This is a genomic window from Janthinobacterium sp. 1L-D-8-B-C4 (assembly GCF_057291295.1).
Window position 1 is genome coordinate 1 of record NZ_JBXAVX010000021.1, and the last position, 23727, is coordinate 23727.

Annotated in this window: 25 protein-coding genes; 7 read left to right on the plus strand and 18 right to left on the minus strand. The window is 63.7% G+C overall.

Annotated elements, in window-relative coordinates:
* Window positions 1–232 precede the first annotated feature (232 nt).
* The 8 genes from AC0Z42_RS27060 to AC0Z42_RS27095 form a co-directional block, all read right to left on the minus strand.
* Window positions 233–706, minus strand: a complete 474-nt coding sequence (locus AC0Z42_RS27060; RefSeq protein ID WP_485471166.1) for an META domain-containing protein — start codon at window positions 704–706, stop codon at window positions 233–235.
* 75 nt (window positions 707–781) lie between these two features.
* The gene (gene bla / locus AC0Z42_RS27065) at window positions 782–1624 is read right to left on the minus strand and encodes a subclass B3 metallo-beta-lactamase (RefSeq protein ID WP_485471167.1); all 843 of its coding nucleotides are present in this window, start codon (window positions 1622–1624) and stop codon (window positions 782–784) included.
* A 72-nt stretch (window positions 1625–1696) separates the two neighbouring features.
* Window positions 1697–2431: an ABC transporter ATP-binding protein gene (locus tag AC0Z42_RS27070; RefSeq protein WP_485471168.1), complete on the minus strand. Its 735-nt coding sequence runs from the start codon at window positions 2429–2431 to the stop codon at window positions 1697–1699.
* 14 nt (window positions 2432–2445) lie between these two features.
* Window positions 2446–3264: an ABC transporter permease gene (locus AC0Z42_RS27075; RefSeq protein ID WP_485471169.1), complete on the minus strand. Its 819-nt coding sequence runs from the start codon at window positions 3262–3264 to the stop codon at window positions 2446–2448.
* 8 nt (window positions 3265–3272) lie between these two features.
* Window positions 3273–4250, minus strand: coding sequence for an aliphatic sulfonate ABC transporter substrate-binding protein (locus tag AC0Z42_RS27080; protein WP_485471170.1), 978 nt, complete (start codon window positions 4248–4250; stop codon window positions 3273–3275).
* Between the two features lie 25 nt (window positions 4251–4275).
* Window positions 4276–5664, minus strand: a complete 1389-nt coding sequence (locus AC0Z42_RS27085) for an LLM class flavin-dependent oxidoreductase (protein ID WP_485471171.1) — start codon at window positions 5662–5664, stop codon at window positions 4276–4278.
* Window positions 5664–6491: a MetQ/NlpA family ABC transporter substrate-binding protein gene (locus AC0Z42_RS27090; protein ID WP_485471172.1), complete on the minus strand. Its 828-nt coding sequence runs from the start codon at window positions 6489–6491 to the stop codon at window positions 5664–5666. Before AC0Z42_RS27090 ends, AC0Z42_RS27085 begins: the two co-directional genes overlap by 1 nt.
* 29 nt (window positions 6492–6520) lie before the next feature.
* Window positions 6521–7741, minus strand: coding sequence for an acyl-CoA dehydrogenase family protein (locus AC0Z42_RS27095; RefSeq protein WP_485471173.1), 1221 nt, complete (start codon window positions 7739–7741; stop codon window positions 6521–6523).
* 254 nt (window positions 7742–7995) lie between these two features.
* On the opposite strand from AC0Z42_RS27095, the gene ssuE reads away from it, so the two are divergent.
* Genes ssuE through AC0Z42_RS27120 form a run of 5 tightly spaced genes read left to right on the plus strand, consistent with a single transcriptional unit; the run spans window position 7996 to window position 12457 of the window.
* Window positions 7996–8622, plus strand: a complete 627-nt coding sequence (gene ssuE / locus AC0Z42_RS27100; RefSeq protein ID WP_485471174.1) for an NADPH-dependent FMN reductase — start codon at window positions 7996–7998, stop codon at window positions 8620–8622.
* Between the two features lie 24 nt (window positions 8623–8646).
* Window positions 8647–9645: a sulfonate ABC transporter substrate-binding protein gene (locus AC0Z42_RS27105; protein WP_485471175.1), complete on the plus strand. Its 999-nt coding sequence runs from the start codon at window positions 8647–8649 to the stop codon at window positions 9643–9645.
* 21 nt (window positions 9646–9666) lie between these two features.
* Window positions 9667–10827: an FMNH2-dependent alkanesulfonate monooxygenase gene (ssuD, locus tag AC0Z42_RS27110; RefSeq protein WP_308921963.1), complete on the plus strand. Its 1161-nt coding sequence runs from the start codon at window positions 9667–9669 to the stop codon at window positions 10825–10827.
* A 1-nt stretch (window position 10828) separates the two neighbouring features.
* Window positions 10829–11617, plus strand: coding sequence for an aliphatic sulfonate ABC transporter permease SsuC (gene ssuC / locus AC0Z42_RS27115; RefSeq protein WP_485471176.1), 789 nt, complete (start codon window positions 10829–10831; stop codon window positions 11615–11617).
* A 12-nt stretch (window positions 11618–11629) separates the two neighbouring features.
* Window positions 11630–12457 carry an ATP-binding cassette domain-containing protein gene (locus AC0Z42_RS27120; protein ID WP_485471177.1) on the plus strand — a complete coding sequence of 276 codons (828 nt, stop codon included), beginning with the start codon at window positions 11630–11632 and terminating at the stop codon, window positions 12455–12457.
* Here AC0Z42_RS27120 and AC0Z42_RS27125 read toward each other — a convergent pair.
* From AC0Z42_RS27125 to AC0Z42_RS27155, 7 genes are all read right to left on the minus strand, one after another.
* Complete coding sequence (locus AC0Z42_RS27125; RefSeq protein ID WP_485471178.1) at window positions 12414–13115, minus strand: HAD-IA family hydrolase; 702 nt, start codon at window positions 13113–13115, stop codon at window positions 12414–12416. The two genes, AC0Z42_RS27120 and AC0Z42_RS27125, sit on opposite strands and share 44 nt — an antisense overlap.
* A 49-nt stretch (window positions 13116–13164) precedes the next feature.
* Complete coding sequence (locus AC0Z42_RS27130) at window positions 13165–13611, minus strand: META domain-containing protein (RefSeq protein WP_485471179.1); 447 nt, start codon at window positions 13609–13611, stop codon at window positions 13165–13167.
* Between the two features lie 78 nt (window positions 13612–13689).
* Window positions 13690–14517, minus strand: coding sequence for a MetQ/NlpA family ABC transporter substrate-binding protein (locus tag AC0Z42_RS27135; protein WP_485471180.1), 828 nt, complete (start codon window positions 14515–14517; stop codon window positions 13690–13692).
* 25 nt (window positions 14518–14542) lie between these two features.
* On the minus strand, window positions 14543–15217 hold the full coding sequence (locus tag AC0Z42_RS27140) for a methionine ABC transporter permease (RefSeq protein ID WP_485471181.1): 675 nt from the start codon (window positions 15215–15217) through the stop codon (window positions 14543–14545).
* Window positions 15210–16019 carry a methionine ABC transporter ATP-binding protein gene (locus AC0Z42_RS27145; protein WP_485471182.1) on the minus strand — a complete coding sequence of 270 codons (810 nt, stop codon included), beginning with the start codon at window positions 16017–16019 and terminating at the stop codon, window positions 15210–15212. The genes AC0Z42_RS27140 and AC0Z42_RS27145 overlap by 8 nt, the downstream gene beginning before the upstream one ends.
* A 308-nt stretch (window positions 16020–16327) precedes the next feature.
* Window positions 16328–16807, minus strand: a complete 480-nt coding sequence (locus tag AC0Z42_RS27150; protein WP_485471183.1) for a YbaN family protein — start codon at window positions 16805–16807, stop codon at window positions 16328–16330.
* On the minus strand, window positions 16804–17433 hold the full coding sequence (locus AC0Z42_RS27155; RefSeq protein WP_485471184.1) for a biliverdin-producing heme oxygenase: 630 nt from the start codon (window positions 17431–17433) through the stop codon (window positions 16804–16806). The genes AC0Z42_RS27150 and AC0Z42_RS27155 overlap by 4 nt, the downstream gene beginning before the upstream one ends.
* 364 nt (window positions 17434–17797) lie before the next feature.
* Between AC0Z42_RS27155 and AC0Z42_RS27160 the strand changes: the two genes are divergently transcribed.
* Window positions 17798–18364 (plus strand): YceI family protein, encoded by a 567-nt coding sequence (locus AC0Z42_RS27160; protein WP_485471185.1) that lies wholly within the window; start codon window positions 17798–17800, stop codon window positions 18362–18364.
* 73 nt (window positions 18365–18437) lie between these two features.
* Here the strand turns inward: AC0Z42_RS27160 and AC0Z42_RS27165 are convergent, their stop codons facing one another.
* Window positions 18438–20240 (minus strand): NAD(P)-binding domain-containing protein, encoded by a 1803-nt coding sequence (locus AC0Z42_RS27165; RefSeq protein WP_485471186.1) that lies wholly within the window; start codon window positions 20238–20240, stop codon window positions 18438–18440.
* A 144-nt stretch (window positions 20241–20384) separates the two neighbouring features.
* The gene (locus AC0Z42_RS27170; RefSeq protein ID WP_485471187.1) at window positions 20385–21527 is read right to left on the minus strand and encodes a sigma-54-dependent Fis family transcriptional regulator; all 1143 of its coding nucleotides are present in this window, start codon (window positions 21525–21527) and stop codon (window positions 20385–20387) included.
* A 182-nt stretch (window positions 21528–21709) separates the two neighbouring features.
* Between AC0Z42_RS27170 and AC0Z42_RS27175 the strand changes: the two genes are divergently transcribed.
* A complete protein-coding gene (locus AC0Z42_RS27175; protein WP_485471188.1) occupies window positions 21710–23263 on the plus strand; it encodes a CHASE2 domain-containing protein in 1554 nt (517 codons plus the stop codon).
* A gap of 69 nt (window positions 23264–23332) precedes the next feature.
* Here AC0Z42_RS27175 and AC0Z42_RS27180 read toward each other — a convergent pair whose 3' ends face one another.
* Window positions 23333–23722: a thiol-disulfide oxidoreductase DCC family protein gene (locus tag AC0Z42_RS27180; protein ID WP_485471189.1), complete on the minus strand. Its 390-nt coding sequence runs from the start codon at window positions 23720–23722 to the stop codon at window positions 23333–23335.
* Window positions 23723–23727 lie beyond the last annotated feature (5 nt).

A 23727-nucleotide genomic window follows, 5' to 3' on the forward strand; every position in this document is an offset into this window, starting at 1 on the left:
GCATACGCTCGACAGCAGTGAGTTTGAACTGCCTGGAGAAAACGGTGCGTTCCCGCCGCACTTGCATAGCGGGAACAGCGTCTGATACGGCAAGCAATGTCTTCTTGGTCATGATGGATTCCTCTGGATGTCACTATTTTCTCAAATTAGTGACCCTCCATCAAATCCGGGCTAGCTCAGTCTGACCCCAGCCTTTTGCTGCGTACAGTTTTCCAGCGGATTTGCGTTGGGTTTAGCGCGCCACGGCCTCATACCTCGCCACCGCCACCCCATCCTTCAACAGCAGCAGCTGCTGGCCGTCAAAGCGGTAGCCATTGACTGTGCCCAGGCTTTTCAGCAGCTGGTTTTCCAGGTCCATGTCGGCTTTTTCGCAGGCCATCATGGTGCCGGCGAACTGCGAGAACATCAACGTGCTGCTGCCGTTGGTGCCATAGGCGCCCATCATCTGGTTGCAACCGCTGTGGCCGCTGACACGGCCGTCGTTGAAGACGATGGTGATGTCGCGCTGGCGCGGTGCGCTGCGAATCACGGGCTGGCCATTGAACTGCTTGAGTTTCCAGATGGTGCCGGCCAGCGGCGGCGCCGGCCTGGCTGGGGCACTGGCGACAGGCGTGCCGGCGGCCTGATTTGCAGGCGGGGTCTGCGCACAGCCGGCGATCACGGCGGCAGCGCCCAGGATGGAAACGGCTCGGAAAAATGTCAACATGGCGGTCCTTATTGTAAAGAATGGCGGCAGATTAGCAGAAGTGCGCCCGGCAAGCACGTACGCCTGGGCGCGTATTTACGGTTTTTCGCTGTCCAGGCGGGTGGCCAGGGCGGCGCGCGCCGCCGCCGCATAGGCGCGGCAGGCGCCGGCATCGACAAAGGCTTCAGTGCCCTTGTCGGCGCTGGCCGCCAGCCTTTGCCACAGTGTCGATGCTGCCGGATGCGCCGACACCAGCACATCGCAGGGCAGTTTTTGCATTACCTCGAAGCTGTGCGCAAAGTCGGCCAGCGCGTTCGGATACTCGCTGCTGGCGCTGAACTTGAAGCCGGGGCGCGACACCGGTTCCAGGCTGTCGGCATACACCATGTCCAGGCAGCGCTTGCCTTCGCACGATTGCCAGCTCCACGACAGGCCGCCCGGCGTATGGCCAGGCGTGGCGTGCGCGGTGAGCGTGAGCGCACCAACCGTGTAATGGTTGCCATCGCGCGCCAGGCGCATATCGGTCACCGGCGGAAGTTTGGCGGCCGCATGGTATTGCGGATCGTCCGGCCCCACTTCGCCGGCCGCCAGGTCCAGCGCCGACGACGGACTGGCGAAGACCAGCGCATCGCTGCGCCGCTGCAGTTCCGCCAGGCCGCCCGCATGTTCGGCATGGCCATGCGAATTCATGATCATCTTGACGTCCTCGATGCGAAAGCCCAGCGCCGCGATATTGGCGATGATGGTGCTGGCCGACTCCGGCAGGCCGGCGTCGATCAGCACATGGCCTTCGCTGGAAGTAATCAGCACCGAGCTGGCGTCCTGCGTGCCCACATAATAGGTATTGGCAAACAGGCGGAACGGCGCCGGGCCTTGCGCCTGCGCCAGCAGCGGTGATGCCAGCAGCAGGGCCAGCGCAGGTGGAAAAAAAGAGGGCATTGCAGTCCTTGTCAGTGGCCAGGGTGACCCATGCTGACATGGAAAGGGGCGCCGCGCAAATGCGGCGCCGGTTCAGATCGCGTGCGCCGCGTGCAGTTCGCCGAGGATGGCGTCTTTCAGCGCCGCCTGCGCGGCCGGGGCGCGCGAGCGCGGGCGCTCTGCCGTCACGTCGTAGTGGGCGCGCGGCGGGCCGGCGCGGGTGTCGAGCATGACGATGCGCTCGCTCAGGTACAAGGCTTCATCGATATCGTGCGTTACCAGCAATACCGTCAAGCCGTGGCGTGCGGCCACGTCGGCCAGGAGATCTTGCAGCTTCATGCGGGTAAATGCGTCGACGGCGGAAAACGGTTCGTCCAGCAGCAGAATGCGCGGCTGGCCGAACAGGCCGCGCGCGATCGCTGCGCGCTGCGCCTGGCCGCCCGAGAGCTGCTTGGGCAGGCTGTCTGCCAGGCCGTGCAGGCCCACTTCATCGAGCAGCTGCGCCACACGCGGATTGTGTTCACCTTTCGGGCCCAGGCCAAAGGCAATATTTTGCGCCACCGTCAGCCACGGAAACAAGCGCGGCTCCTGGAAGATCAGGCCGATATCGGCATGCACGCCGGCGAGCGGCTTGCCGTCCAGGCGCAGGCTGCCGCGAAAGTCGGCGTCAAGGCCGGCGACGATGGACAGCAGGCTGCTTTTGCCGCAGCCGCTGGCGCCGATCAGGCTGACGATCTCGCCACGGCGCAGCTGCAGTTGCAGGTTATGCAGCACGCGGCGCGCGCCCCAGGATTTGTCATGGATGGCGATGTCGAGCAGGGCGGGCATGTGATGGCTTCCTTTCAAATGGCGGCGTAGCTGTCGCGCCACGCCAGCAGACGGTTTTCCAGGCGCTGCATCAGGCTGTCGCTGGCCTTGCCCAGCAGGGCCAGCAGCACGATGGCGGCCAGCACGATATCGGCGCGGCTGGTTTCTCGCCCGTCGCTGAGCAGATAACCGAGGCCCTGGCTGGCGGCGATCAGTTCGGCCGCCACCATGAACATCCAGGCCAGGCTCAGGCCATTGCGCAGGCCCGTGAAAATGGCCGGCAGGGCGGCCGGCAGCAGCACGCGCCGCGCCAGCGCGGGCCGGCTCAAACGGTACATGCGGGCCGCGTCGATCAGCTTGCGGTCGACGTCGCGGATGCCCGAGGCCACGCCCATATACACAGGGAAGAAGGCGCCGATACCGATCAGTACCAGCTTGGGCGCTTCGTCGATGCCCAGCCACAGCAGCAGCAAAGGTACCCAGGCCAGCGACGGAATCGCGCGCAGCGCCTGGAAGGTGGGGTCCAGCAGCGCCTCCATGGTGCGGTTCAGGCCGACCGCCGCGCCGAGCAAAATGGCCAGCAGCGCGCCGCCGGCAAAGCCGATGGCCACGCGCACGGTGCTGGCCAGCACATGGCCGGCCAGTCCCTGCTGCGCCAGGCCGGCGATGGTGGCGGCAATCTCGCTGGGCGCCGGCAGCAGGTTGGCCGGTATCAGGCCGGCGCGCACGCCGATTTCGGCCGCCAGCAAGGCCAGCACGGGCAACAGCAAACCCAAAGCTGTACGCGGCAGGCGCAGCCTGCGGCGGCTGCCGGTATCGCCGATCGCAGGTGCGGCAAGCGTGTCTCTGGCCATGACGGGTCCTATGCCTTTTTGATGTAAGGAATCGCAAAGCGCGTATCGACCAGGTCGTTGATGGCGCGGTTCAGGTCCGCACCCGGCTTGACCAGCGCCTCATCGACCAGGATGGGCGCGGCCACCAGCAGCGCCTTCACGTGTTCGTTTGACGGCTGCGGATTGCTGAAGTCACTCCTCAGTTTCACTTGCAGCAGCGCCACCGGCAGGCTGACCTTGGCTTCCTCGGCGAGGATTTTTGCCGCTTCGGCCGGATTGGCGATGGTCCAGGCGCGTGCCCGTTCATAGGCCTGAATGACCTTGCCCACTTCGGCTGGCCGGCTGGCCAGGAAGTCCTCGCGCACGTTCAAAAAACCATAGGTATTGAAGGCAACGTTACGGTAGATCAGGCGCGAACCGGCTTCCAGTTCGCTGGCCGCCATATGCGGGTCCAGCCCGGCCCACGCATCGACCTTGCCTTGCTCAAGCGCGGCGCGGCCGTCGGCATGCTGCAGGCCCACGTGTTCGATATCGCCGCGTTTCAGGCCTGCCGTCTTCAGGGCGCGCAGCAGGAACAGATACGGGTCGGTGCCCTTGGTAGCGGCGACTTTCTTGCCCTTCAAGTCGGCGATGCTTCGAATCGGGCTGTCCTTGCGCACCACCAGCGCCGTCCATTCCGGGCGCGAAAAAATATACGGCGCGCGGATCGGATTGCCATTGGCGCGCGCCAGCAGCGCGGCCAGGCCGGCGCTCGAACCGATGTCGATGCTGTTGGCGTTCAGGTATTCGAGCGCGCGGTTGCTGCCGGCGCTGAGCACCCACTTGATGCTGGTGCCATCAGCCTTGAAGGCTTCTTCGAGCCAGCCGAAGCGGCGCAGCACCAGGCTGGTGGGCGAATAATAGGCGTAGTCGAGGCGCAGCTCTTTCAACGGCGCTTGCGCGGCGGCGCGGGAAAGGCCAGGCAAGGCGCTGGCGGCGGCCAGTTGCAATACGGTTCTGCGTTTCATGGAGTCCTGAGTAGTAAGTGGAGAGTCATGCCGCCAGCGTGGCGGTGTCGTTCGTGATGCGCACTTGCCGGCCCGCGTGGCTTTCCGGCAGGCGCGGGCCGTTGCCGAATACCTTGTGGCGCAAACTGCCTTGCTCGTACTGTGTCCTGTAGCGGCCGCGCCGCTGCAGTTCGGGCACGATATGTTCAACCACGTCGGCCATGCTGTCGTGGGCCACGGCAAACGCTAGGTTGAAGCCGTCGATGCCGGTGTCTTCAAGCCAGCTTTCCAGCTGGTCCGCCACCTGCGCCGCATCGCCGACGATTACCGGGCCACGCCCGCCCAGGCCGATATACTGCGCTGCCTCGCGCACGGTCCAGGTGCGCTCCGGGTCGGCCTGGCTGAACGAGGCCAGCGCCGAGCGGCCAGCATCGGAATCGATATAGTCTATGGTGGCGTCGAGCGGGTAGCGCGAAAAATCCACGCCGGTCCAGCCCGACAGCAGCACCAGTGCCGCCTCGATATCGATATGTTTCACGTAGTCGTCATGCTTGGCGCGCGCCTCGGCTTCGGTGGCGCCCGTGATGATCAGCGCCTGCGCGTAGATCACCAGCGCATTGCCATCGCGCCCGGCTTGCCGCACGGCCGCGCGCAAGTCGTCCGCATAGCGTTTCACCACCGTCTTGCTGGGGCCACTGACAAAGGTCGCTTCCGCATGGCGCGCCGCAAAGCGCGTGCCGCGCGGCGAGGTACCGGCCTGGTACAGCAGCGGCGTGCGCTGCGGCGACGGTTCGCACAGGTGAATGCCCGGCACCTTGTAATGGCGGCCCACGTGGTTGATGGCATGCACGCGCGCCGGATCGGCATAGATGCCGCGCGCCTTGTCGTTCACCACCGCGTCGTCGTCCCAGCTTTTTTCCCACAGCTTGTAGACCACGTCCAGGTATTCGTCGGCCAGGTCATAGCGCTCGTCGTGGCCCAGTTGCTGGTCCAGGCCCAGGTTGCGCGCCGCGCTGTCGAGATACCCGGTGACGATATTCCAGCCGATACGCCCTTTTGTGAGGTGATCGAGGGTGGAGATGCGCCGCGCAAACGTGTATGGATGCTCGTAGGTCAGCGCGCAGGTGACGCCAAAACCGAGGTGCGTGGTGGCCTGCGCCATCAGCGGCACCAGTGCCAGCGGGTCGTTCAGCGGCACTTGCACGCCGTGCGTCAATGCCGCATCCAGGCTGCCCTGGTACACGTCATACACGCCCAGCACGTCGGCCAAAAACACCGCGTCGAACAGCCCTTTTTCCAGCAGCTGCGCCAGTTCGGTCCAGTGTTCGGGTTGCGTATAGCGGTGGCTGCGGTCGCGCGCATGCGTCCACAGTCCTGGCGACTGATGGCCGACGGTGTTCATCTGGAAGGCGTTGAAACGGATCGCTTTCACCATTATTTGGCTGCCGTCTGCAACGCTTGCTGGTAGTCGGGTTTGACATAGCCGGCAAAGTGCTTGTTGGTGATGTCGAGGAATTCACGCGAGCGGTAGGCGGCGGCCAGGTCTTTCGCGAACTGCTTGTCCTTGTCGGCTGTGCGCACCGCCACCAGGTTGATGTAGTTGGGCGGGATTTTCTCGGCCACCAGCGCCTCGGTCAGCTTCAGGCCCGAGGCCAGCGCGAAATTGCCGTTGATGAAGGAGTAGTCGGTGTCGCCCAGCGAGCGTGGCAGCTGCGCCGCTTCCAGTGGCAGTATCTTGATCTTCTTGAGATTGACGGCGATATCTTTTTCGGAAGCGCGCACCGGGTCGATATTGTCGCGCAGCTTGACCCAGCCCAGCTGGTCGAGCAGCACCAGTGCGCGCGCCTGGTTGGTCGGATCGTTCGGCAGGCCGACGGTGGAACCTTCCTTCACTTCCGCCAGCGACTTGTGCTTCTTGCTGTACAGGGCGATCGGCGCGGTGGGCACCTGGATCAGGTCCGTGATGGCCAGCTTGTGTTCGAGCGCGAATTTTTTCAGGTAGACGATATGCTGGAAGGCATTCGCGTCCAGCGAGCCTTCGGCCAGCGCGAAGTTCGGCTGGATATAGTCGTTGAACTCCACCAGCTTGACCTTGTAGCCCTGCTTTTCCAGGATAGGCTTGATGCCCAGCTTGATCTGGTCCGCATACGGGCCGGCGCTGGCGCCGATGGTGATGTCTTTCGGGTCCTTGGCGTGGGCGAAGCCGGTGGCCAGGGCGAGGCTCAATGCGCTGAGAACAAGGGTGCGGCGGGCGATGGTCATGGCGGTGTTTCCGTATGGTTGAAATAGTGTCAGGAATAAGCCGTCGGCTCGGGCACGGTGCCCGACAGCGCATAGCGCCCCAGGTCGCGCAGCTTGTAGTCGACCGGGTCATGCAGGGTATGCACGCGCACATTGCGCCAGTAGCGGTCAAAACCAAATTGGGCCGAGGTCGAGCGCGCGCCCGTCAGTTCGAACATCTGGCTGCTGATTTCCAGGCCCGCCTTGTGCGACAAAACCTTGGCTTCGGCCACGGCGACGGCCAGCAGTCCCCGTTCCTGCGCAGTGACCAGGGCACCCTTTCGAAACACCGTATCGAGTTCCTGCGCGGCCAGGTCGGCCAGCACTTGCGCGGGGCGCAGCAGCAGCCATAGCTGGCCGTAGCGGTGCTGTACTAAGGGGTCGTCCGTCGCTTCCTTGACGCCGGAGGCAAACCAGGCCTTCGCCTGCCCGCTGGTATAGCTGCGCGCCGCCTCGAAAGCGCCTTCGGCGATGCCCAGGTAAAGGTTGGTCATGATCAGTTGGGCAATCTGCGAGCGCACGGTGGCCTGTGGCGTGGCTACCTGCGCGGGTGCCTGCAGCACCAGGTTCGCCGGCAGTGCCACCTGCGTGAAATGCACATTGCCGCTATCGGTCTGGCGCTGGCCGAACGCGTCCCAGTCGGGCTGCACCTGCACGCCTGGCTGGCTGGTGGGCAGGGCGGCGATCAGCGCCGTTTGCGTGGGCGCATGCCAGGCCGACACCGTCAGCCAGTCCGAACCCACCGAGCCGGATGAAAAACTCTTGATGCCATCGAGGACAAAGCCGTCGGCGCTGTCGGTAGCAACCACGCGCTTGTCGAGCGGGTTCAGGGCATTGCCCCAGAACAGGCGCTGGTCTACCGTCAACGTGAGCAAGCGGCGCTGCTGCTGCGCGCTGCCGTACAGCTGCAAGCCTGCCAGCTGTAAATGGTGAAAGCCGAACACATGGGCCAGTGCGCTGTCGGCGCGCGCCAGGATACGGATCACCTGGTACACCAGCGGCCAGGAAGCGCCCTGGCCGCCGAATTGAACCGGGATCGACAGGGTCAGCAGGCCGGACTCGCGTATCCACTCGCGCTCTTGTGCAGCATGGCCGCCGGCCTGGTCGCGGGCGTTGGCGTTTTCGGCCAGGCGCGCGGCAAGGGCGGTGGCGATACCGATCGCGTCAGGCTCGCTAGTGCTGATTGCAGCAGCGTTCGTGTACAGGTGTGCAGCAAGGTGTGCAGCAGGCATGGCAGTCATTCCAGAAAATCGATGCAGCCAGTATTGCACCGGAATTCAAGCGCCGTACACGAAGAAAAGCGCGCATGGATATGCGAAAAAATTTGATACGGGTGATTGCAGATGGGCTGCCGGGCGTAGTAGCACGATAGTCGAAAAACGCATATCGAAGCGTGAAAGCATTCGTTTTATCCAGCCGTTGATGGCGATAGGCTGCATGCATATACAGCAACGCCTATCGACAACCTTCAGGGGACGGACATCACATGAGCATCCTTTTACTGGGCGGCAGCCCGCACATACCTTCCAGCTCCAGCCGCTTGCTGCTGCATATCGGCGAACAGCTGGCGCTGCATGGCCACACGTACAGCAAGCTCGATGTACGCGACCTGCCGGCGCGCGCGCTGCTGCAGGCTGACTACAGCGATCTTGACATCGCCGGCGCCGTGCGCGCCGTGGCCGAAGCGGACGCCATCGTGATCGCCACGCCGATTTATAAAGCCTCGTACACGGGCCTGTTGAAAGCCTTCCTCGACCTGCTGCCGCAAGACGGCCTGGCCGGCAAGCTGGTGCTGCCGCTGGCCACCGGCGGCGGCCATGCCCACACCCTGGCGCTCGACTATGCGCTGCGGCCGGTGCTGCACGCGCTGGGCGCCAAGCAGGTATTTACCAGCATCTACGCCAATGCGCAGCAGCTGGACTGGCATGAAGAGCGCGGTCTGAGCCTGGATGCGCCGATCGAACTGCGGGTGCAGGCCGGGATTGCCGAAGTATCGGCCGGCCTGTTCATCCTGCAGGGCGCGCGCCGCCCGGTAGCGGCCAACGGTGATGCTTTGGCGCCTGCCCGCTCGCTGCAGCAGCAACCTTATACGTCTTCCCTTCAAACCGCCTGACCCATCACCCTATTAGGAACCGCCATGACCAATCGCCTTGAACAACGCCTTTCCCGCCGCACCACCGTGGGCTTGCTGTTGGCCGCCCTTGCCGGCCTCGGCGTGATGGCGGCCGGCATGCCGGTGATGGCGCAGGCGCAAGTGAAGGCCGAAGTGCGTATCGGCTATCAGAAGTACGGCACCTTGACCCTGCTGAAAGGCCGCGGCACCCTGGAAAAACGCCTGGCAGAGCAGGGCGTGGGCGTGAAATGGACGGAATTTCCGGCCGGCCCGGTGCTGCTCGAAGGCCTGAACGTCGGCAGCATCGATTTTGGCACCGTCGGCGAGGCGCCGCCGATCTTTGCGCAGGCGGCCGGCGCCAACCTGGTCTACGTCGGCAATGAGCCGCCGTCGCCGGCCAGCGAAGCGATCGTCGTGCCCAAGGGTTCCTCCCTGCGTACCCTGGCCGATTTGAAGGGCAAGAAAATCGCCCTGAACAAGGGCTCGAACGTGCACTACCTGCTGTTGAAAGCATTGGAAAAGGCGGGCGTGGCCTATGCCGATATCCAGCCCGTGTTCCTGCCGCCAGCTGATGCGCGCGCCGCTTTCGAGCGCGGCAGCGTCGATGCCTGGGCCATCTGGGACCCATTCCTGGCGGCCGCCGAAAAACAGATCGGCGCGCGCGTGCTGGCCGACGGCAAGGGCCTGGTCGCGAACTACCAGTTCTACCTCGCTTCGCGCACCTATGCTGAAAAAAATCCCGAGATCCTGCGCATCGTGCTTGACGAAGTGGCCAAGGTCGATGACTGGGGCCGCAGCAATCCGGACGAAGTGGCGACCATTCTGTCGGCGCAGACGGGCTTGAGCAAGGATGTGGTGGCGCTGGCCGCCTCGCGCTATGCCTACGGCGTCAAGCCGGTATCGGTCGACGTGATCGCGGCCCAGCAAAAGGTGGCCGACGCGTTTTCCAACCTGAAGCTGATCCCCAAACCCATCGTTGTCAAGGACGCGCTGCTGCCCGTCAAGCAAGTCGCCACCAAATAACAAAGAGAGATAGAGAACACCATGTCATTGAATATATTCTGGTTCATTCCTACCCACGGCGACAGCCGTTACCTGGGCACCTCGCAAGGCGCGCGCGCCGTCGATGCCGACTACCTGCGCCAGGTGGCGGTGGCCGCCGACACGCTGGGCTACGACGGCGTGCTGCTGCCGACCGGCCGCTCCTGCGAAGACGCCTGGGTGGTGGCGTCATCCTTGATCAGCGTGACGCAAAAGCTCAAATTCCTGGTTGCCGTGCGCCCCGGCCTGTCGACTCCCGGCCTGGCCGTGCGCATGGCCTCGACCTTCGACCGTTTGTCGAATGGCCGCCTGCTGATCAATGTCGTCACCGGCGGCGACCAGGGCGAACTGGAAGCGGACGGCCTGTTTGCCGATCACGCCAAGCGCTATGAAATCTCGGACGAATTCATCAAGGTCTGGCGCGCCACCCTGGCCGGCGAGGGCGGCGCGGCCGGCTACGATTTCGAGGGCAAGCATATCCAGGTCAAAGGCTCCAAGACCCTGTATCCGCCGGTGCAAAAACCGTATCCGCCGCTGTATTTCGGCGGTTCGTCAGAGCCGGCGCATGAGCTGGCGGCCGAGCAGATGGACGTGTACCTGACCTGGGGCGAGCCGCCGGCCGCCGTCGCTGAAAAAATTGCCGACATCCGCGCGCGCGCCGCAAAAAAAGGCCGCACGGTGCGCTTCGGCATCCGCCTTCATGTGATCGTGCGAGAAACCAACGAACTGGCCTGGCGCGCGGCCGATGAACTGATCAGCCACCTCGACGACGAAGTCATCGCCAAGGCACAGGCGGCGTTTTCCAAGATGGATTCGGTCGGCCAGCAGCGCATGGCAGCCCTGCACGGCGGCAACCGCGACAAGCTCGAAGTGTCGCCCAACCTGTGGGCCGGCGTGGGCCTGGTGCGCGGCGGCGCCGGCACGGCCCTGGTCGGCGACGCCGAAACGGTGGTGGCGCGCATCAAGGAGTATGCGGACTTGGGCATCGACACCTTCATCTTTTCGGGCTACCCGCACCTGGAAGAATCTTACCGCTTTGCCGAACTGGTATTTCCGCTGCTGGGCAAGGGCAAGGCCGTCGGCGAGCAGTCCCTCTCCGGCCCGTTCGGCGAAGTCATGGCCAGCAATATCGTGCCGGCGGCAAGCCAGAAAAAGGCGGCCTGAGATGGCGGCGCCAACCATCAAGGCTGCGCCCAATCCCTGGCGCGACAACCTGGCGCCATGGGCCTTGCCGGTGGCGCTGCTGTTGGGTTGGCAACTGGCGTCGCAGCTGGGCTGGTTGTCGAGCCGCATCCTGCCCGAACCGTGGGCGGTGGCAAAAGCCTTCTGGTCCCTGGCCGAGTCGGGCGAATTGTGGCTGCACCTGAAGACCAGTTTGTGGCGCGCCACCGTCGGCTTTGGCGTGGGCGCCGGCCTGGGCCTGCTGCTGGGGCTGTTGACGGGCAGTTTTCGCCATGCCGAAACCTTATTGGATACCACCTTGCAGATGGTACGCAATATCCCGGCGCTGGCCCTGATCCCGCTGGTGATTTTGTGGTTCGGCATCGACGAAACAGCGAAACTGTTCCTGCTGGCCGTCGGCGTATTCTTCCCCGTCTACCTCAATACCTTCCACGGCATCCGCTCGGCCGACCAGGGTCTGATCGAAATGGCCAAAAGCTACGGCTTGTCCGGCTGGCCCCTGTACCGCGACGTGATCCTGCCGGCCGCCATGCCGTCGATTCTGGTCGGCGTGCGCTTTTCGCTGGGCCTGGTATGGGTGCTGCTGATCGTTGCCGAAACCATTTCGGCGCAGGCCGGCATCGGTTACATGACCATGAATGCGCGTGAATTTTTGCAAACGGATGTGGTACTGGTGGGTATCCTGCTGTACGCCTTGCTGGGCAAGGCTGCCGACCTGTTTTCACGGCGCCTGGAGAAACACTGTTTGCGCTGGAATCCCGCCTACCGTTAAGAAGGAATCATCATGCTGTTAGCTCCGATCCAGATTGAAACGGATTTGTTTTCCCACTTTGCGCAGGATGACTTGGCCGCTCCCGTACGCGCCAGGGTGGCGCCACTGGCGCCGCTTGAGCGCAGCGGCGTGCCGCTGTCGCTGACGAACCTGAGCAAGTCCTACACCACGCGCCCGGTGCTGAAAAATGTCGACCTGAAGCTCGAAGCCGGTGAATTCGTCGCCATCGTCGGGCGCAGCGGCTGCGGCAAGAGCACCTTGCTGCGCTCGATCGCCGGCCTGGAAAGCATCGACCAGGGCTCGATCACGGTGGGCTCGGGCAAGACCGAACCCGATATCCGCATCATGTTCCAGGAAGCGCGGCTGCTGCCATGGAAAACCGTGCTGGAAAACGTCGCCCTCGGTTTGCCGCGCGGCGTGGGCGCGGCAGCGGCTTCCTTGTGGACGGTGGGGCTGGCGGAACGGGCCGACGAGTGGCCGGCGGCGCTGTCGGGCGGCCAGAAGCAGCGCGTGGCACTGGCGCGCGCGCTGGTGCATGAACCGCAGCTGCTGCTGCTCGATGAACCGCTGGGGGCACTCGATGCGCTGACCCGCATCGAGATGCAGCAGCTGATCGAGTCGCTGTGGCTGGCGCGCGGCTTTACCGCCGTGCTGGTCACGCACGACGTGGCCGAAGCGGTGGCGCTGGCAGATCGCGTGCTGCTGATCGAGGATGGGCAGATCACCTTGGACGTGCAGGTCGACCTGCCGCGCCCGCGCCAGCGGGGCAGTGCGGCATTTGCGGCGCTGGAGCAGTCTATTCTGGGGCGGGTGCTGCAGCCGACTGCGCCAGCACGATAAAGCCGTCTTCATCGACGGTGGCCACCATTGCTTCATAGCTGGCGATTGACGGATGGCGCGTGGCCAGCGGATGCGCATGCGTGGCGCTGATCACCATCACCTTGGCGCCGGCCGCTTCACCGGCTTCGATGCCGACCGAGGCGTCTTCGAACACCAGGCAGTCGGCGGGTGACACGCCCAGTTTTTCCGCAGCCAGCAAATAGCAGTCCGGCTTGGGTTTGCCTGCCTTGACATCTTCGGCCGTTACCATCACGGCGGGCACCGGCATGCCGGCCGCTTTCAGGCGCGCCACGGCCAGCGCGCGCGGCGCCGAGGTGACGATGGCCCACTGTGCGGGCGGCAGCGACTGCAAAAAGCGCTGGGCGCCGGCGATTTCAATAATCCCTTCCACATCGATGATCTCGGCATCCGTGATGCCCTGCGCTTCGTGGCGCGGATCGAGGCCGGGCAGGGCCAGCCGGGTGATCGTGTCGACCGAGCGCGCGCCGTGGATGGTGGGCAGGAATGTGGCCACGTCCAGGCCCTGGCGCGTGGCCCACAGGCCCCAGATACGTTCGGCGGCAGCGATGGAATTGATCACCGTGCCGTCCATGTCGAACAGAAAAGCGCGGTAGCGGCCGGCGGCTGCCGAAGGTGGGGATGCGGGAACGGCGGACATGGCTTCCTTCCAAAAGTAGGGTGAAAGCCATTGTAGCGGCAGTGCGTTTTTATTTCAGGTAGACGGATTCATAGCGGGCCACCGGCGCGCCGTCCTTGAGCAGTATCAGCTGCTCGCCCTCGATGCGAAAGCCCGTCACGCTGTTCAGATTGGCCAGCACGGCGCTTTCCAGCTGCATCGCCGGCGGTGGGCACATCATGCGCGTGCCGGCCAATTGCGTAAAGCGCAGCACATCAGCCGCCACCGTATAGCCGCCCATCACCCGGTTGCAGCCCGTGAAACCTGTGACCTTGCCGTTGTCGTCCAGCGTGATGCGTACTTCGCGTTCCTGTTCCGGCGTCATGCTGACGCGCGCGCCATCGAGTTCGGTCAACTTCCAGTAGGTATTGGTCAGGGAGGCTTTTGACGAAGTGGGGGCGGTGCTGGCGCAGCCGGCGGCCAGCGTAATGGCGGCGGCAAGCGGCATGAGTCGTGCGAGTTTGAAAACGGGGAACATGGGATCTCCTTCTGGTCAGCTGACAGGCATCGAGCGTATCAAAAGACCGGAAGGAGGGGCGCCAGCGAGGTTGCAGGATTACTTTTTCAGCGTCTTTTCCAGCGCGACCTGGTAATCGGTCTTCTCGTAGCCGGCAAAATGCTTGTTGGTCACGTCCAGAAAGGCGCGCGAGCGGTAGGCCGCTTCCAGGTCTTTCACCCAAGGCTTGCCCTTGTCGGCCGTGCGGATCGCCACCAGGTTGATATAGCTGTCCGAGATTTTCTCGGCCACCAGGGCGCTGGTCAGCTTGATGCCGGCCGCCTGGGCGAAGTTGCCGTTGATAAAGGCGAAGTCGGTATCGGCCAGCGCGCGCGGCAGCTGCGCCGCTTCCAGTGGCACCAGTTTCAGTTTTTTTGGATTGGCTGCCACGTCGCGCTCGGAGGCGCGCAGCGGGTCGACGTTCGGTTTCAGCTTGATCCAGCCCATCTTGTCGAGCACCACCAGCGCGCGCGCCTGGTTGGTCGGGTCGTTCGGCATGGCGATGGTGGCGCCGTCCTTGATCTCGGTCAGGGCCTTGTGCTTGCTGCTGTACATGGCAATCGGAATCGTCGGCACGGTGATCAAGGGCGTGATGGCCAGCTTGTTATCGGTGGCGAACTTGGTGAGATAAACGATGTGCTGGAACACGTTGGCGTCCAGCGAGCCTTCGGCCAGCGCGTAGTTCGGCTGCACGTAGTCGTTGAATTCGACGATCTTGACTTTGTAGCCCTGTTTTTCCAGGATAGGCTTGATGCCGATCTTCAGCTGGTCGCCATACGGGCCGGCGCTGGTGCCGATAACGATTTCCTTCGGGTCTTTTGCGTGGGCCGAAAAGGCCAGGGCCAGGCCGACGGTGGCGGCGAGCAGGTTGCGGCGGATGGTGTTCATGTGATTCCCTTGATTCAAATTTGGATTAACGTTTGTCGAGGCGCTTGGCGATGCGGGTGCCGGCGAACTGGATGATCTGCACCAGCACGATCAAGATGGCCACGGTGACGACCATGATGTCGGTTTCGAAGCGGTAGTAGCCGTAGCGGATGGCCAGGTCGCCAATGCCGCCGCCGCCGACCACGCCGGCCACGGCCGAATAGGACAGGAAACTGATCGACAGCACGGTCAGGGCCAGCACCAGTCCGGAGCGCGCTTCGACCAGCAGCACGCGCACGATGATCTGCATTTCGGAGGCGCCCATGGCGTGCGCCGCTTCGATCACGCCGCGCGGCACTTCGCGCAGATTCTGTTCGACCAGGCGCGCCAGGTAGGGAATTGCGGCAAACGACAGCGGTACCGCGGCGGCCAGCGGGCCGATCGAGGTGCCGGCGATCACGCGCGTAAATGGCGTCAGCGCGACCAGCAGAATTATGAACGGGAACGAGCGCACGGTATTGACCAGCCAGCCGAGGATCATCGACAGCGGACGGTTTTCCAGCGACTGGTTTTCCGATACCAGGAACAGCAGCACGCCCAGCGGGCCGCCGATCAGGATGGCGGCGGTCAGGCCAATGCCCAGCATGGTCATGGTCTGGCCGAGGGCCACCCAGATTTCCGGCAGCAGGGCGACGACGTTATTGATCGATTCTTCAAACATGGCTTGCGTCCTTCCAGGCAGTCGCTTCAAATGCTTCGGTGCCGTAGTAGGCCAGTTCGCGGCCCAGCGCCGTCTTGCGCGGGGTGGCGGTGTCGGCGAGTTCAAACTGTTCGGCAATCGCGCCGTTTTCCACCACCGCCACGCGGTTGCAGATGGCGCCCAGCACCGACAATTCATGGCTGACGAACACGATGGTCACGCCCAGGCGCTGATTGATGTCGCGCAAAGTGCCCAGCAGCGCGCGCGTGGTTTCGGCGTCCAGCGCCGACGTTGGTTCATCGCACAGCAGCACGTCCGGGTGGCTGGCCAGCGCGCGCGCAATCGCCACGCGCTGTTTCTGGCCACCCGACAACTGCGCCGGATAGCTGTGCTGCTTGTCGGACAGGCCGACCAGCGCCAGGCATTCCTCGACGCGGGCGGCGATCTGCTCGCCCTTGGCCGTGCCATGGATTTTCAAAGGGAAGGCGACGTTGTCGAACACGGTGGCGTTTTGCAGCAGGTTGAACTGCTGGAAGATCATGCCGATATTCTGGCGCGCATCGCGCAGTTCCTTCTTGCCCAGGCTGGTCAGTTCACGGCCGGCCACGGTGATGGTGCCGCTGTCCGGGCGTTCGAGCAGGTTGATCAGGCGCAGCAGGGTCGATTTGCCGGCGCCGCTCTTGCCGATCAGGCCAAAGATATCGCCAGGGTAGACATCGAGCGTGACGTCCTTGACCGCATGGAATTGTTGGCCCTTGGGCAGCGCGAAGGTCTTGTTCGCGCCTTCGATGCGGATCACCGGCGGGCGGGATGGTGTGGTCATGCTGTTCCTTTTATTATTGGCGCGTCGTGGCGCTGGCAGTGCCCGTGCTGAGGCGGCGGATAGCGGCCATGCGACGTCGGTTGCGTAGTATACCCGATCGCGTTATTGCGCCAACGACAGAATCTTGCTTTGGATATGCAAATAATGTCTATGGCGGCGTTTCAGGCAGCGAAAAGCAGACGCAGCGATTGTTTGCCGAATTAAATTCAGATCGCTAAATCAGGCTGGCTGTTTGCCGGGGCAATATTCGCAGGCGGGAAGCGTGCGGCGATGCGCCTTGCCAGGGGGGTGCCGGCAGGAAGCGGCGTTTAGTGCTCGACCACCGGTGGCGCCGGGGCAGATTCTGCTTCGGCGGGCGAGGCGGCTGGCGCCGGGCCTTCCGGACGGCGCAGCAGATAGACCAGCACGCCAAGCTCCATCGCACCGACCATGGCGATCACCCACCATGGCGGGTGTCCCAGGCACATGGCGACAAAGCCGATCGCCATGCCCAGCGCCGCCATGGCCTTGCCGCGGCGCGAGACGGCACGGTGCTGGCGCCACTGGCGCAAGGGGTGGCCAAAACGCGGATGGTGCAGCAGCCAGTGTTCCAGGCGCGGCGAGGCGCGGCTGAAACAGGCCAGCGCCAGGATCAGGAAAATCGTGGTGGGCATGACCGGCAGCATGGCGCCAATGATCCCCAGCGCCACCATCAGCATGCCGGCCGCCGTCCAGGCCCAGCGGCGCAGGCGCGCGCCATGCGCTTCGCGCACGGCCGGTGCTACCGCCGATGGACCCGCGTCGCTCATAGTCCCTGCGCCTCGACGTGGCCGTGCATGCGCATGAAGGCGGCGCGGGCCCCTTCGATCAGGCGCGCTTCGCCATCGAGGTCCAGCGGCGCCGCGTCCAGCACGGCGGTGAATTCGCGCCAGTGGCGTGCGCGCCCGTCCGGATGACCGGCCAGGTGGCGCGCGCCAAAGTGTTCATCGAGGCCGATCTTGCCGGCCAGTTTGTACAGCACGGCCGCGCCCAGCTTCGAGCCTTCGCTGACATACAGCCAGCCCAACGCGGTGGCCAGGTCCAGCTGCGCATCGAACGGCGGCGTCGGCGAGTCCACCGGCAGGGCGGCATCGAGGTCGCGCAGGTCGGCCGCGATGCTGGCGTAGCGGCGGCGCTGTTCCAGGTCGGGCAGCAGGGCGGCCAGGCCGGCATGGTCGTACAGGGCGTCGACATCGCGCAGGAAAGCATATTGCGCCTGCAGGAAGCGCGCATAGTTTTGCTGGTTGTCGAACGGCGCGCTGGCCATGATGCGCTTGTCGAGCACGTCGTGGGTGGCCGAGGTGTCGGCCTTCAGGCGCGCGCTGCGCGGCAGGGCAGGGCTGGTGGTGGCGCGCGCATCGGTGGAGTCCGGGGTGGCAGCTGTCAGTGCAGTCATTGCGGTCATATGCGTAGGGCTCGCTTCAGGTCTCGATATTATGGAGGATGCGGCGCGATATTGCAGGCGCGGCAAAAGGCAGGGATGATAGCAAGCACCCACAATAATAACAAGAATCATTCTCATTTAAGTTGGTGGAGTTTTTCGGCAGCGCGGTCAATAATCGATAGCAGAGGCCGGTGCCGTGGGGATTTTGCTCTTACTATCGATTTTTTCGATGCTAACTAGGTAAATTTTCCGTTTTACATCGATCTTCATGCCATGCATAATCGTTGCATCAGAAGCCACTCCAGCCAGCCCGATTGCAATCATGCAGGCGAGCTGCTTGCGGTTTTACCTTAATCCACACTTTCAGGAATTGAACATGAAAAAACTGCTCGCCTTTATCGCCGCCGCCGGCTTCTCGCTGTCCGCCTTTGCCGCACCGGAAGTGTATGTCATCGATGGCAGCCACACCTTCCCGCGTTTTGAATACAGCCACATGGGTTTTTCGACCCAGCAAAGCCGTTTCAATAACACCACCGGCAAGATCACCCTGGACCGCGCCGCCAAGACCGGTTCGGTCGAAGTGCTGATCGACACCAAATCGGTCGATACCGGCTCGACCCTGTTCAACACCCACATCCAGGGCGAAGACTTCCTCGACACCGCCAAGTTTCCGGTCGCCACCTACAAGTCGACCAAGTTCAACTTCAAGGGCGACAAGCTGGCCACCGTCGACGGCAACCTGACCCTGAAAGGCGTGACCAAGCCAGTTACCCTGACCGTCACCTCGTTCAACTGCGCACCGCACCCGATGCTGAAAAAAGACGCTTGCGGCGCCAACGCCACGGCCCAGATCAAGCGCTCGGAATTCAATGCCGGCAAATATGCGCCAGCCGTCAGCGATGAAGTGACCCTGACGTTTGCGATCGAATCGGTCAAAGAGTAATTGTCTTGAATTGAAAAAATGGCGGCGGGCCGATGGTCCGCCGCCATTTTTTTCGCCTGTCGTGAATTTGCGGTTACGACAGGTGATGCACCTGCTGCTGCCCGTACACGGGTGTGTCCAGCCCTTCCATCCGCGCCTTCAGCTGCAGCGACAGATACTGCGAATAATGGCGCGACTGGTGCAAATTTCCACCATGGAACCACAGCGCCTGCTGCTGCGTCGGTTTCCACATATTGCGCTGTTCGCCTTCCCATGGGCCAGGGTCCTTGGTGGTGGCTGAGCCCAGGCCCCAGACTTTGCCCACCTTGTTGGCCACTTCCGGCGAGATCAGGTCGGCTGCCCAGCCGTTCATGGAGCCATAGCCGGTGGCATACACCACCAGGTCGGCCTGCAGTTCGGTGCCGTCCGTCAGCACCACGGAATGCGCCTTCAGCTCGGTCACGCCGACGCCGCTTTTCAGCTTGATCTTGCCGTCGGCCACCAGCTCGGAGGCGCCGACGTCGATGTAGTAGCCGGAACCACGGCGCAGGTATTTCATGAACAGGCCTGAGTCGTCATCGCCGAAGTCCAGCATGAAGCCTTTTTCTTCGAGCCGCGCATAGAAGTCGGCGTCGCGCTCACGGATCGCCTTGAACACGGGCTTCTGGAAGTCGGCCAGTATTTTGTACGGGATCGAGGCAAACGTCAGGTCGGCCTTGGCCGTCGTCATGCCGGCTGCCAGCGCGCGTTCGGAATACAGGTCGCCCAGCGCCAGGTCCATCAGCGAATCGGATTTCACGATATGGGTCGACGAGCGCTGCACCATGGTGACGTCCACCCCCGCTTCCCATAGTGCCGCGCAGATATCGTGGGCCGAATTGTTCGCGCCAATCACCACCACCTTCTTGCCGACATAGGCGTCCGGTCCCGGATGCTGCGACGAGTGCTGCTGCTCGCCCTGGAATACGTCCATGCCCTTGAATTTGGGCATGTTCGCCTTGCCCGACATGCCGGTGGCCAGCACCAGCTGCTTCGGGCTCAAGGTGACCGGCTGGCCATCGCGCACCACCTTGACGGTCCACTCGCCGGTGGCGTCATCGAAACTGGCCGACTCGCAGGTGGTCGAACCCCAGTAGTTCAGCTCCATGACCTTGGTGTACATTTCCAGCCAGTCGCCAACCTTGTCCTTCGGCGTGAAGACGGGCCAGTTATCGGGGAAAGGGATATACGGCATATGGTCGTACCAGACCGGATCGTGCAGGCACAAGGACTTGTAGCGCTTGCGCCAGCTGTCGCCGGGGCGGGCATTTTTTTCGATGATGATGGTTGGTACGTTCAGCTGTCGCAGGCGGGCGCCAAGCGCGATGCCGCCCTGGCCGCCGCCGATGATCACGCAATACGGCTGGCGCCCGTAGCCGAGTTCGGCCGCTTCGCGCTCGCGCTGCTCCAGCCAGCTGCTGCGGTTGGTGTGCGCACCGTGTTCGGCGCCCATCGGCCGGCGGCCACCCTTGGCTTCTTCAAAGCCTTTCAGCTCGCTCATGGTGGTAAGCAGGGTCCAGATCCTGCCCTCGCGGATGCGCACAAACCCCACGCCGCGCGCCAGACTGGTCTCCACCGTGATCCAGCATTGCGTGACCCCTGCCGCCTCGCTGGCCTGTTCGCCGTCGGCGATACGGATGGTGACCGGCTGCACGCTGGACAGCTGGGACGCCAGCATGGCGGCGATCTGTGCGCGGCCTTCCAGGGTCTTCAGGTTCCAGGTAAACAGCACCAGGTCGCGCCAGTAGCCGTCTTCTTCGAACAGCTGCGCTGCGCCGTCGTTGTCGCCGGCGCGCAAGGCCCCTTCAAGCTGCTCCAGCAGGGCAGCCACCATATGTTGATGTGGATTGGTCGTCATTGTGTCTCCTCATGTCGTGATGATGGAATGCGGTTTGCAGGTTCACTGCACCGCTGACGATGTTGTATCACGCACGATCGGAGCCCGCATTGCGCATTGCAGCACGAGCGGCCATGAGACAAAAGTCTCACCGGACCGGAGTAGCTATTGTCTGTGTGGCGGCACGATCCCGAAGTGCTTGAGGCGCCGGTACAGGGTGGCGCGCGATACGCCCAGCATGGCCGCTGCGGTCAATGGCCGCCATTTCGATTGCGTCATCGCCTGCACGATGCGCGTGCGTTCGGCCACTTCCTCGTTCGTGTAGTCGGGAGCCGGTGCTTGCTGGACGCTTTTGAGGCGGCTGCGCAGGGACGCCGTTTTCACGGGAGCGCGCACACGTGCGTGCAACCAGTTGCCGGCGCCAGCCACGCGCAGCGACAGCAGGTTTTGTCCCGCTCGCGCATCGAACAGGCGTTCGGCACGCACTTCCAGCACGTCGCCCACGGGCCGCGGCAGGGCATCGAGGGCGGGGATGACTTGCCGCGCGCAACGGTTGGCCGCCACCACGTCGCCATGTTCATCGATGGCCAGCAGCATTTCAGGCTGCACTTCGACGAAATGGCGGTTGCGGTGCGCCAGCACGATGCAGCAGTGGCTGTACGATTTCAGGAAAAAGCCATCCTCGATCACGGTCGCGCTTTGCCGCACCAGCTGCCTGACCAGGCGCTGGCTGTCGCGTGCGTCGGGCGAGGCCAGGGCCGAGGCATCGAGCACGCCGATCAACTCGCCGTGCGGCGAAAAGATCGGCGCCGCGCTGCAGGTCAAGCCCGTGAACGCCGCGCGGAAATGGTCGGTCTTGTGCACGGTGATCGCTTCATGGTCCAGCAGCACCGAGGCGATGCCGCAAGTGCCTTCCTCGTTTTCGGACCAGCACGAACCCGGATACAGGCCGGCCTTCTTGAAATGCTTGCGCTGTTCCTGGTCGACCACGTAATCGATGGTCACGCCGTGCGCATTGGCCAGGATCACGCAGTAGCCCGCTTCGCGCACCATGGCGTGCAGGCGCGGCAGGCACTGGCCGGTCGAGCGCAAGAAGCCTTCCTCGGCCTGCTGGACCGCGCGCAGCTCGCCGCCGGTCAATATGCGCGGACCGGTGGTGGAAGCCGGGTCGAGCCGGTAGTCGTCAAGCGAGCGGCGGTAGGAAGAAGCCAGGCGCGCCACGTCAGCAGCGCCTGCGGGATCGGCAATGCGGCCGGCGATCAGGTTGCGGACCCGGTCGAGATGCGTAGTCTGGCGCACATAGGGCATGGCGGTCTCCTTTTTTATGTGCTGTTTGTAGCATGAAGCGGCGCGGCGCGCATCCTGCGGCGCAGCATAGGATGCCAAGGTGCGCGCCAAAGGTGCGCTGCCTCTGAGCACTATTGCAATACTATATTCTTGTCGTTACTAACTATTAATCAAGAAGCAAGCTTCGGAAAGACAGAAACACCATGAATGCCGACGACCACGCCGCACCGCCACCGCCGCCAAGGCTGAGTTTGGGAAAACGCCTGCTGTGGCCCTTTGTGCAAGTGGGCCACGCCTTCAAGCTGACGGGCACGCATTTGCTGCACCATATTATCGGCGCAACCCTGATCGCGTCCGTGATGCTGATGCTGGAAGGTTTTCATGTGCTCGAATGGCTCGATGCGGCCATGCTGCGCGCCAGCGCCGAGCACGGACAGATCGTGCGCGAACGCACCGATCAAGGCGAAAAATACCGGCCCGGCATTATCGAGATCGACCAGCCCGCGTTTGAAAAGGTGTTCGACGAGCGCGAACCTTTGGAGCGCTCGCGCCTGGAGCAGCTGATCGCCAGCGCGGCCGCGCGCGGCAGCAAGGTGCTGGCGATCGATCTGGACCTGGCGCCGGCCGTGTATGAACAGCATAAGGCAGGCGAACGTCCGCTCGACAGCCTGCTCGACAAGCTTGCCCAGGGCGGCCAGCAACTGGTGCTGATCCTGCCCGAACAGTCGGACCAGAACGCCAACCTGCCGTGGATACGCGAACGCTGCGCCGCTGGCGTGCATTTCGCCAGCGCCCGCATCCGCGAGCGCATGGGCGCCGTCACGCGCATCGAAGTGAAAAGCCCGGTGCTGGCCGCTGTCGCCTTCGAGCTGGCGCATGGCGTCAAGGAGCAGGAGCAAAAACAGCCGATTCCGGCCGTCTTGTCCGAGCAAAAGGAAGTGGTGGCGCTGGCCGACCGCGTGTGCCAACTGGCCAGGCGTACCAACAGCGAAAAGGAACTGGCCCGCTGGGCGTTCGAACCAGTGATCCATGGCGACGCCAAGGATGCCAAGGAACAGAACGCCGTCACCGCACCATTCCACCCGACGGCCGTGGCGCCGGAATTCCTCGACCCCACGCGCACGCGTGTCAAACTGATCGATGGCAAGGCGGGAGTGGCGGACAACGCCCTGCGCAAGAACGTGGTGTATATCGGCAGCACGTATGATGTGCGCGACCGCTACACCACGGCCGAAGGCGAACAGGCCAGCCTGCACCTGCATGCGGCCGCCCACACCTCGCTGGGCATCGGCACGGCCGACGTCAACAAATACGCGGTGTTCGCGGCCGATATCTTTATCGGCATCCTGCTGGGCTGTTTGTTCGGTGGGTTGTGGACCTTGTATGGCCGCGCCGAACTGGCGATCGACAAGCGCATGGAAGACCATGATATCGGCAGGCTGCACCAGATGGGCACCCTGGCCGAGTTCTATGGCATCCGCGTTATTCTGGCCGTGGTGTGGGCTTCGCCGGTGCTGATCGGCGTGCTGGCCGTCTACCTGTCGCACGGCTTGCTGGAGCAGGGCTGGTGGGTCAATCCCGGCCCCCTGATCGCCGGCATGTTCCTGCACGCCATGTCGCTGCGCGACGAAGCGCACCATCCGCACGAAGAAGTGCCGGGCCTGAACGTCTGGGCCCAGCTGCGCCGCACCCATCCGGGCATCGTGCTGGTGCAGGCGCCGCTGGCGGTCATTCTGTTCATCATTGCGCTGGTGTAGGTCGGATTTGCGGCGCGCCGCGCCGCGTAATCCGACCACCGGTCAAGCCGCCTGTTGCCGACGATTTACTCAGTCGAGGAAGCGGTGCGCGTCATTTTTGGCCGGCATCAGGCATGCATCGGCATGGCCAAACAAACGGTAGCGGTTGCGCGCAATCAGCCGGTACAGCCCGTCGCGCAGAGGGGCCGGCACCAGCCAGAACAGCCACGCCAGCCGCCATGGCCAGCCCAGTTGGTGCAGCACGCGCAGGATGGCGGCCGTATGTTGCCAGCTGCGCTGGCCGTCGACCAGCAGCAAGGTTTCCAGACGATCGATCCGCAGCCCCGCGCCAGCCAGCAAGGTTTTGCCCGCCTCGCTGTGCATGGCGGCAAAGCGGAACACGGCGCGCCGGTCATGTTTCAGCAGGAACTTGACCCAGCCGTTGCACAGCAGGCACTGGGCGTCGAAGACGATGATCATGGACG

Coding starts and splice junctions, on each gene's coding strand:
- AC0Z42_RS27180 (WP_485471189.1), bottom strand. CDS start 23,722: ATGATCATCGTCTTCGACGCCCAGTGCCTGCTGTGCAACGGCTGGGTC.
- AC0Z42_RS27160 (WP_485471185.1), top strand. CDS start 17,798: ATGAAAAAACTGCTCGCCTTTATCGCCGCCGCCGGCTTCTCGCTGTCC.
- ssuE (WP_485471174.1), top strand. CDS start 7,996: ATGAGCATCCTTTTACTGGGCGGCAGCCCGCACATACCTTCCAGCTCC.
- AC0Z42_RS27170 (WP_485471187.1), bottom strand. CDS start 21,527: ATGCCCTATGTGCGCCAGACTACGCATCTCGACCGGGTCCGCAACCTG.
- AC0Z42_RS27155 (WP_485471184.1), bottom strand. CDS start 17,433: ATGACTGCACTGACAGCTGCCACCCCGGACTCCACCGATGCGCGCGCC.
- ssuD (WP_308921963.1), top strand. CDS start 9,667: ATGTCATTGAATATATTCTGGTTCATTCCTACCCACGGCGACAGCCGT.
- AC0Z42_RS27090 (WP_485471172.1), bottom strand. CDS start 6,491: ATGACCATCGCCCGCCGCACCCTTGTTCTCAGCGCATTGAGCCTCGCC.
- AC0Z42_RS27095 (WP_485471173.1), bottom strand. CDS start 7,741: ATGCCTGCTGCACACCTTGCTGCACACCTGTACACGAACGCTGCTGCA.
- AC0Z42_RS27070 (WP_485471168.1), bottom strand. CDS start 2,431: ATGCCCGCCCTGCTCGACATCGCCATCCATGACAAATCCTGGGGCGCG.
- ssuC (WP_485471176.1), top strand. CDS start 10,829: ATGGCGGCGCCAACCATCAAGGCTGCGCCCAATCCCTGGCGCGACAAC.
- AC0Z42_RS27165 (WP_485471186.1), bottom strand. CDS start 20,240: ATGACGACCAATCCACATCAACATATGGTGGCTGCCCTGCTGGAGCAG.
- AC0Z42_RS27140 (WP_485471181.1), bottom strand. CDS start 15,217: ATGTTTGAAGAATCGATCAATAACGTCGTCGCCCTGCTGCCGGAAATC.
- AC0Z42_RS27150 (WP_485471183.1), bottom strand. CDS start 16,807: ATGAGCGACGCGGGTCCATCGGCGGTAGCACCGGCCGTGCGCGAAGCG.
- AC0Z42_RS27130 (WP_485471179.1), bottom strand. CDS start 13,611: ATGTTCCCCGTTTTCAAACTCGCACGACTCATGCCGCTTGCCGCCGCC.
- AC0Z42_RS27175 (WP_485471188.1), top strand. CDS start 21,710: ATGAATGCCGACGACCACGCCGCACCGCCACCGCCGCCAAGGCTGAGT.
- AC0Z42_RS27105 (WP_485471175.1), top strand. CDS start 8,647: ATGACCAATCGCCTTGAACAACGCCTTTCCCGCCGCACCACCGTGGGC.
- AC0Z42_RS27075 (WP_485471169.1), bottom strand. CDS start 3,264: ATGGCCAGAGACACGCTTGCCGCACCTGCGATCGGCGATACCGGCAGC.
- AC0Z42_RS27060 (WP_485471166.1), bottom strand. CDS start 706: ATGTTGACATTTTTCCGAGCCGTTTCCATCCTGGGCGCTGCCGCCGTG.
- AC0Z42_RS27125 (WP_485471178.1), bottom strand. CDS start 13,115: ATGTCCGCCGTTCCCGCATCCCCACCTTCGGCAGCCGCCGGCCGCTAC.
- AC0Z42_RS27145 (WP_485471182.1), bottom strand. CDS start 16,019: ATGACCACACCATCCCGCCCGCCGGTGATCCGCATCGAAGGCGCGAAC.
- AC0Z42_RS27120 (WP_485471177.1), top strand. CDS start 11,630: ATGCTGTTAGCTCCGATCCAGATTGAAACGGATTTGTTTTCCCACTTT.
- bla (WP_485471167.1), bottom strand. CDS start 1,624: ATGCCCTCTTTTTTTCCACCTGCGCTGGCCCTGCTGCTGGCATCACCG.
- AC0Z42_RS27085 (WP_485471171.1), bottom strand. CDS start 5,664: ATGGTGAAAGCGATCCGTTTCAACGCCTTCCAGATGAACACCGTCGGC.
- AC0Z42_RS27080 (WP_485471170.1), bottom strand. CDS start 4,250: ATGAAACGCAGAACCGTATTGCAACTGGCCGCCGCCAGCGCCTTGCCT.
- AC0Z42_RS27135 (WP_485471180.1), bottom strand. CDS start 14,517: ATGAACACCATCCGCCGCAACCTGCTCGCCGCCACCGTCGGCCTGGCC.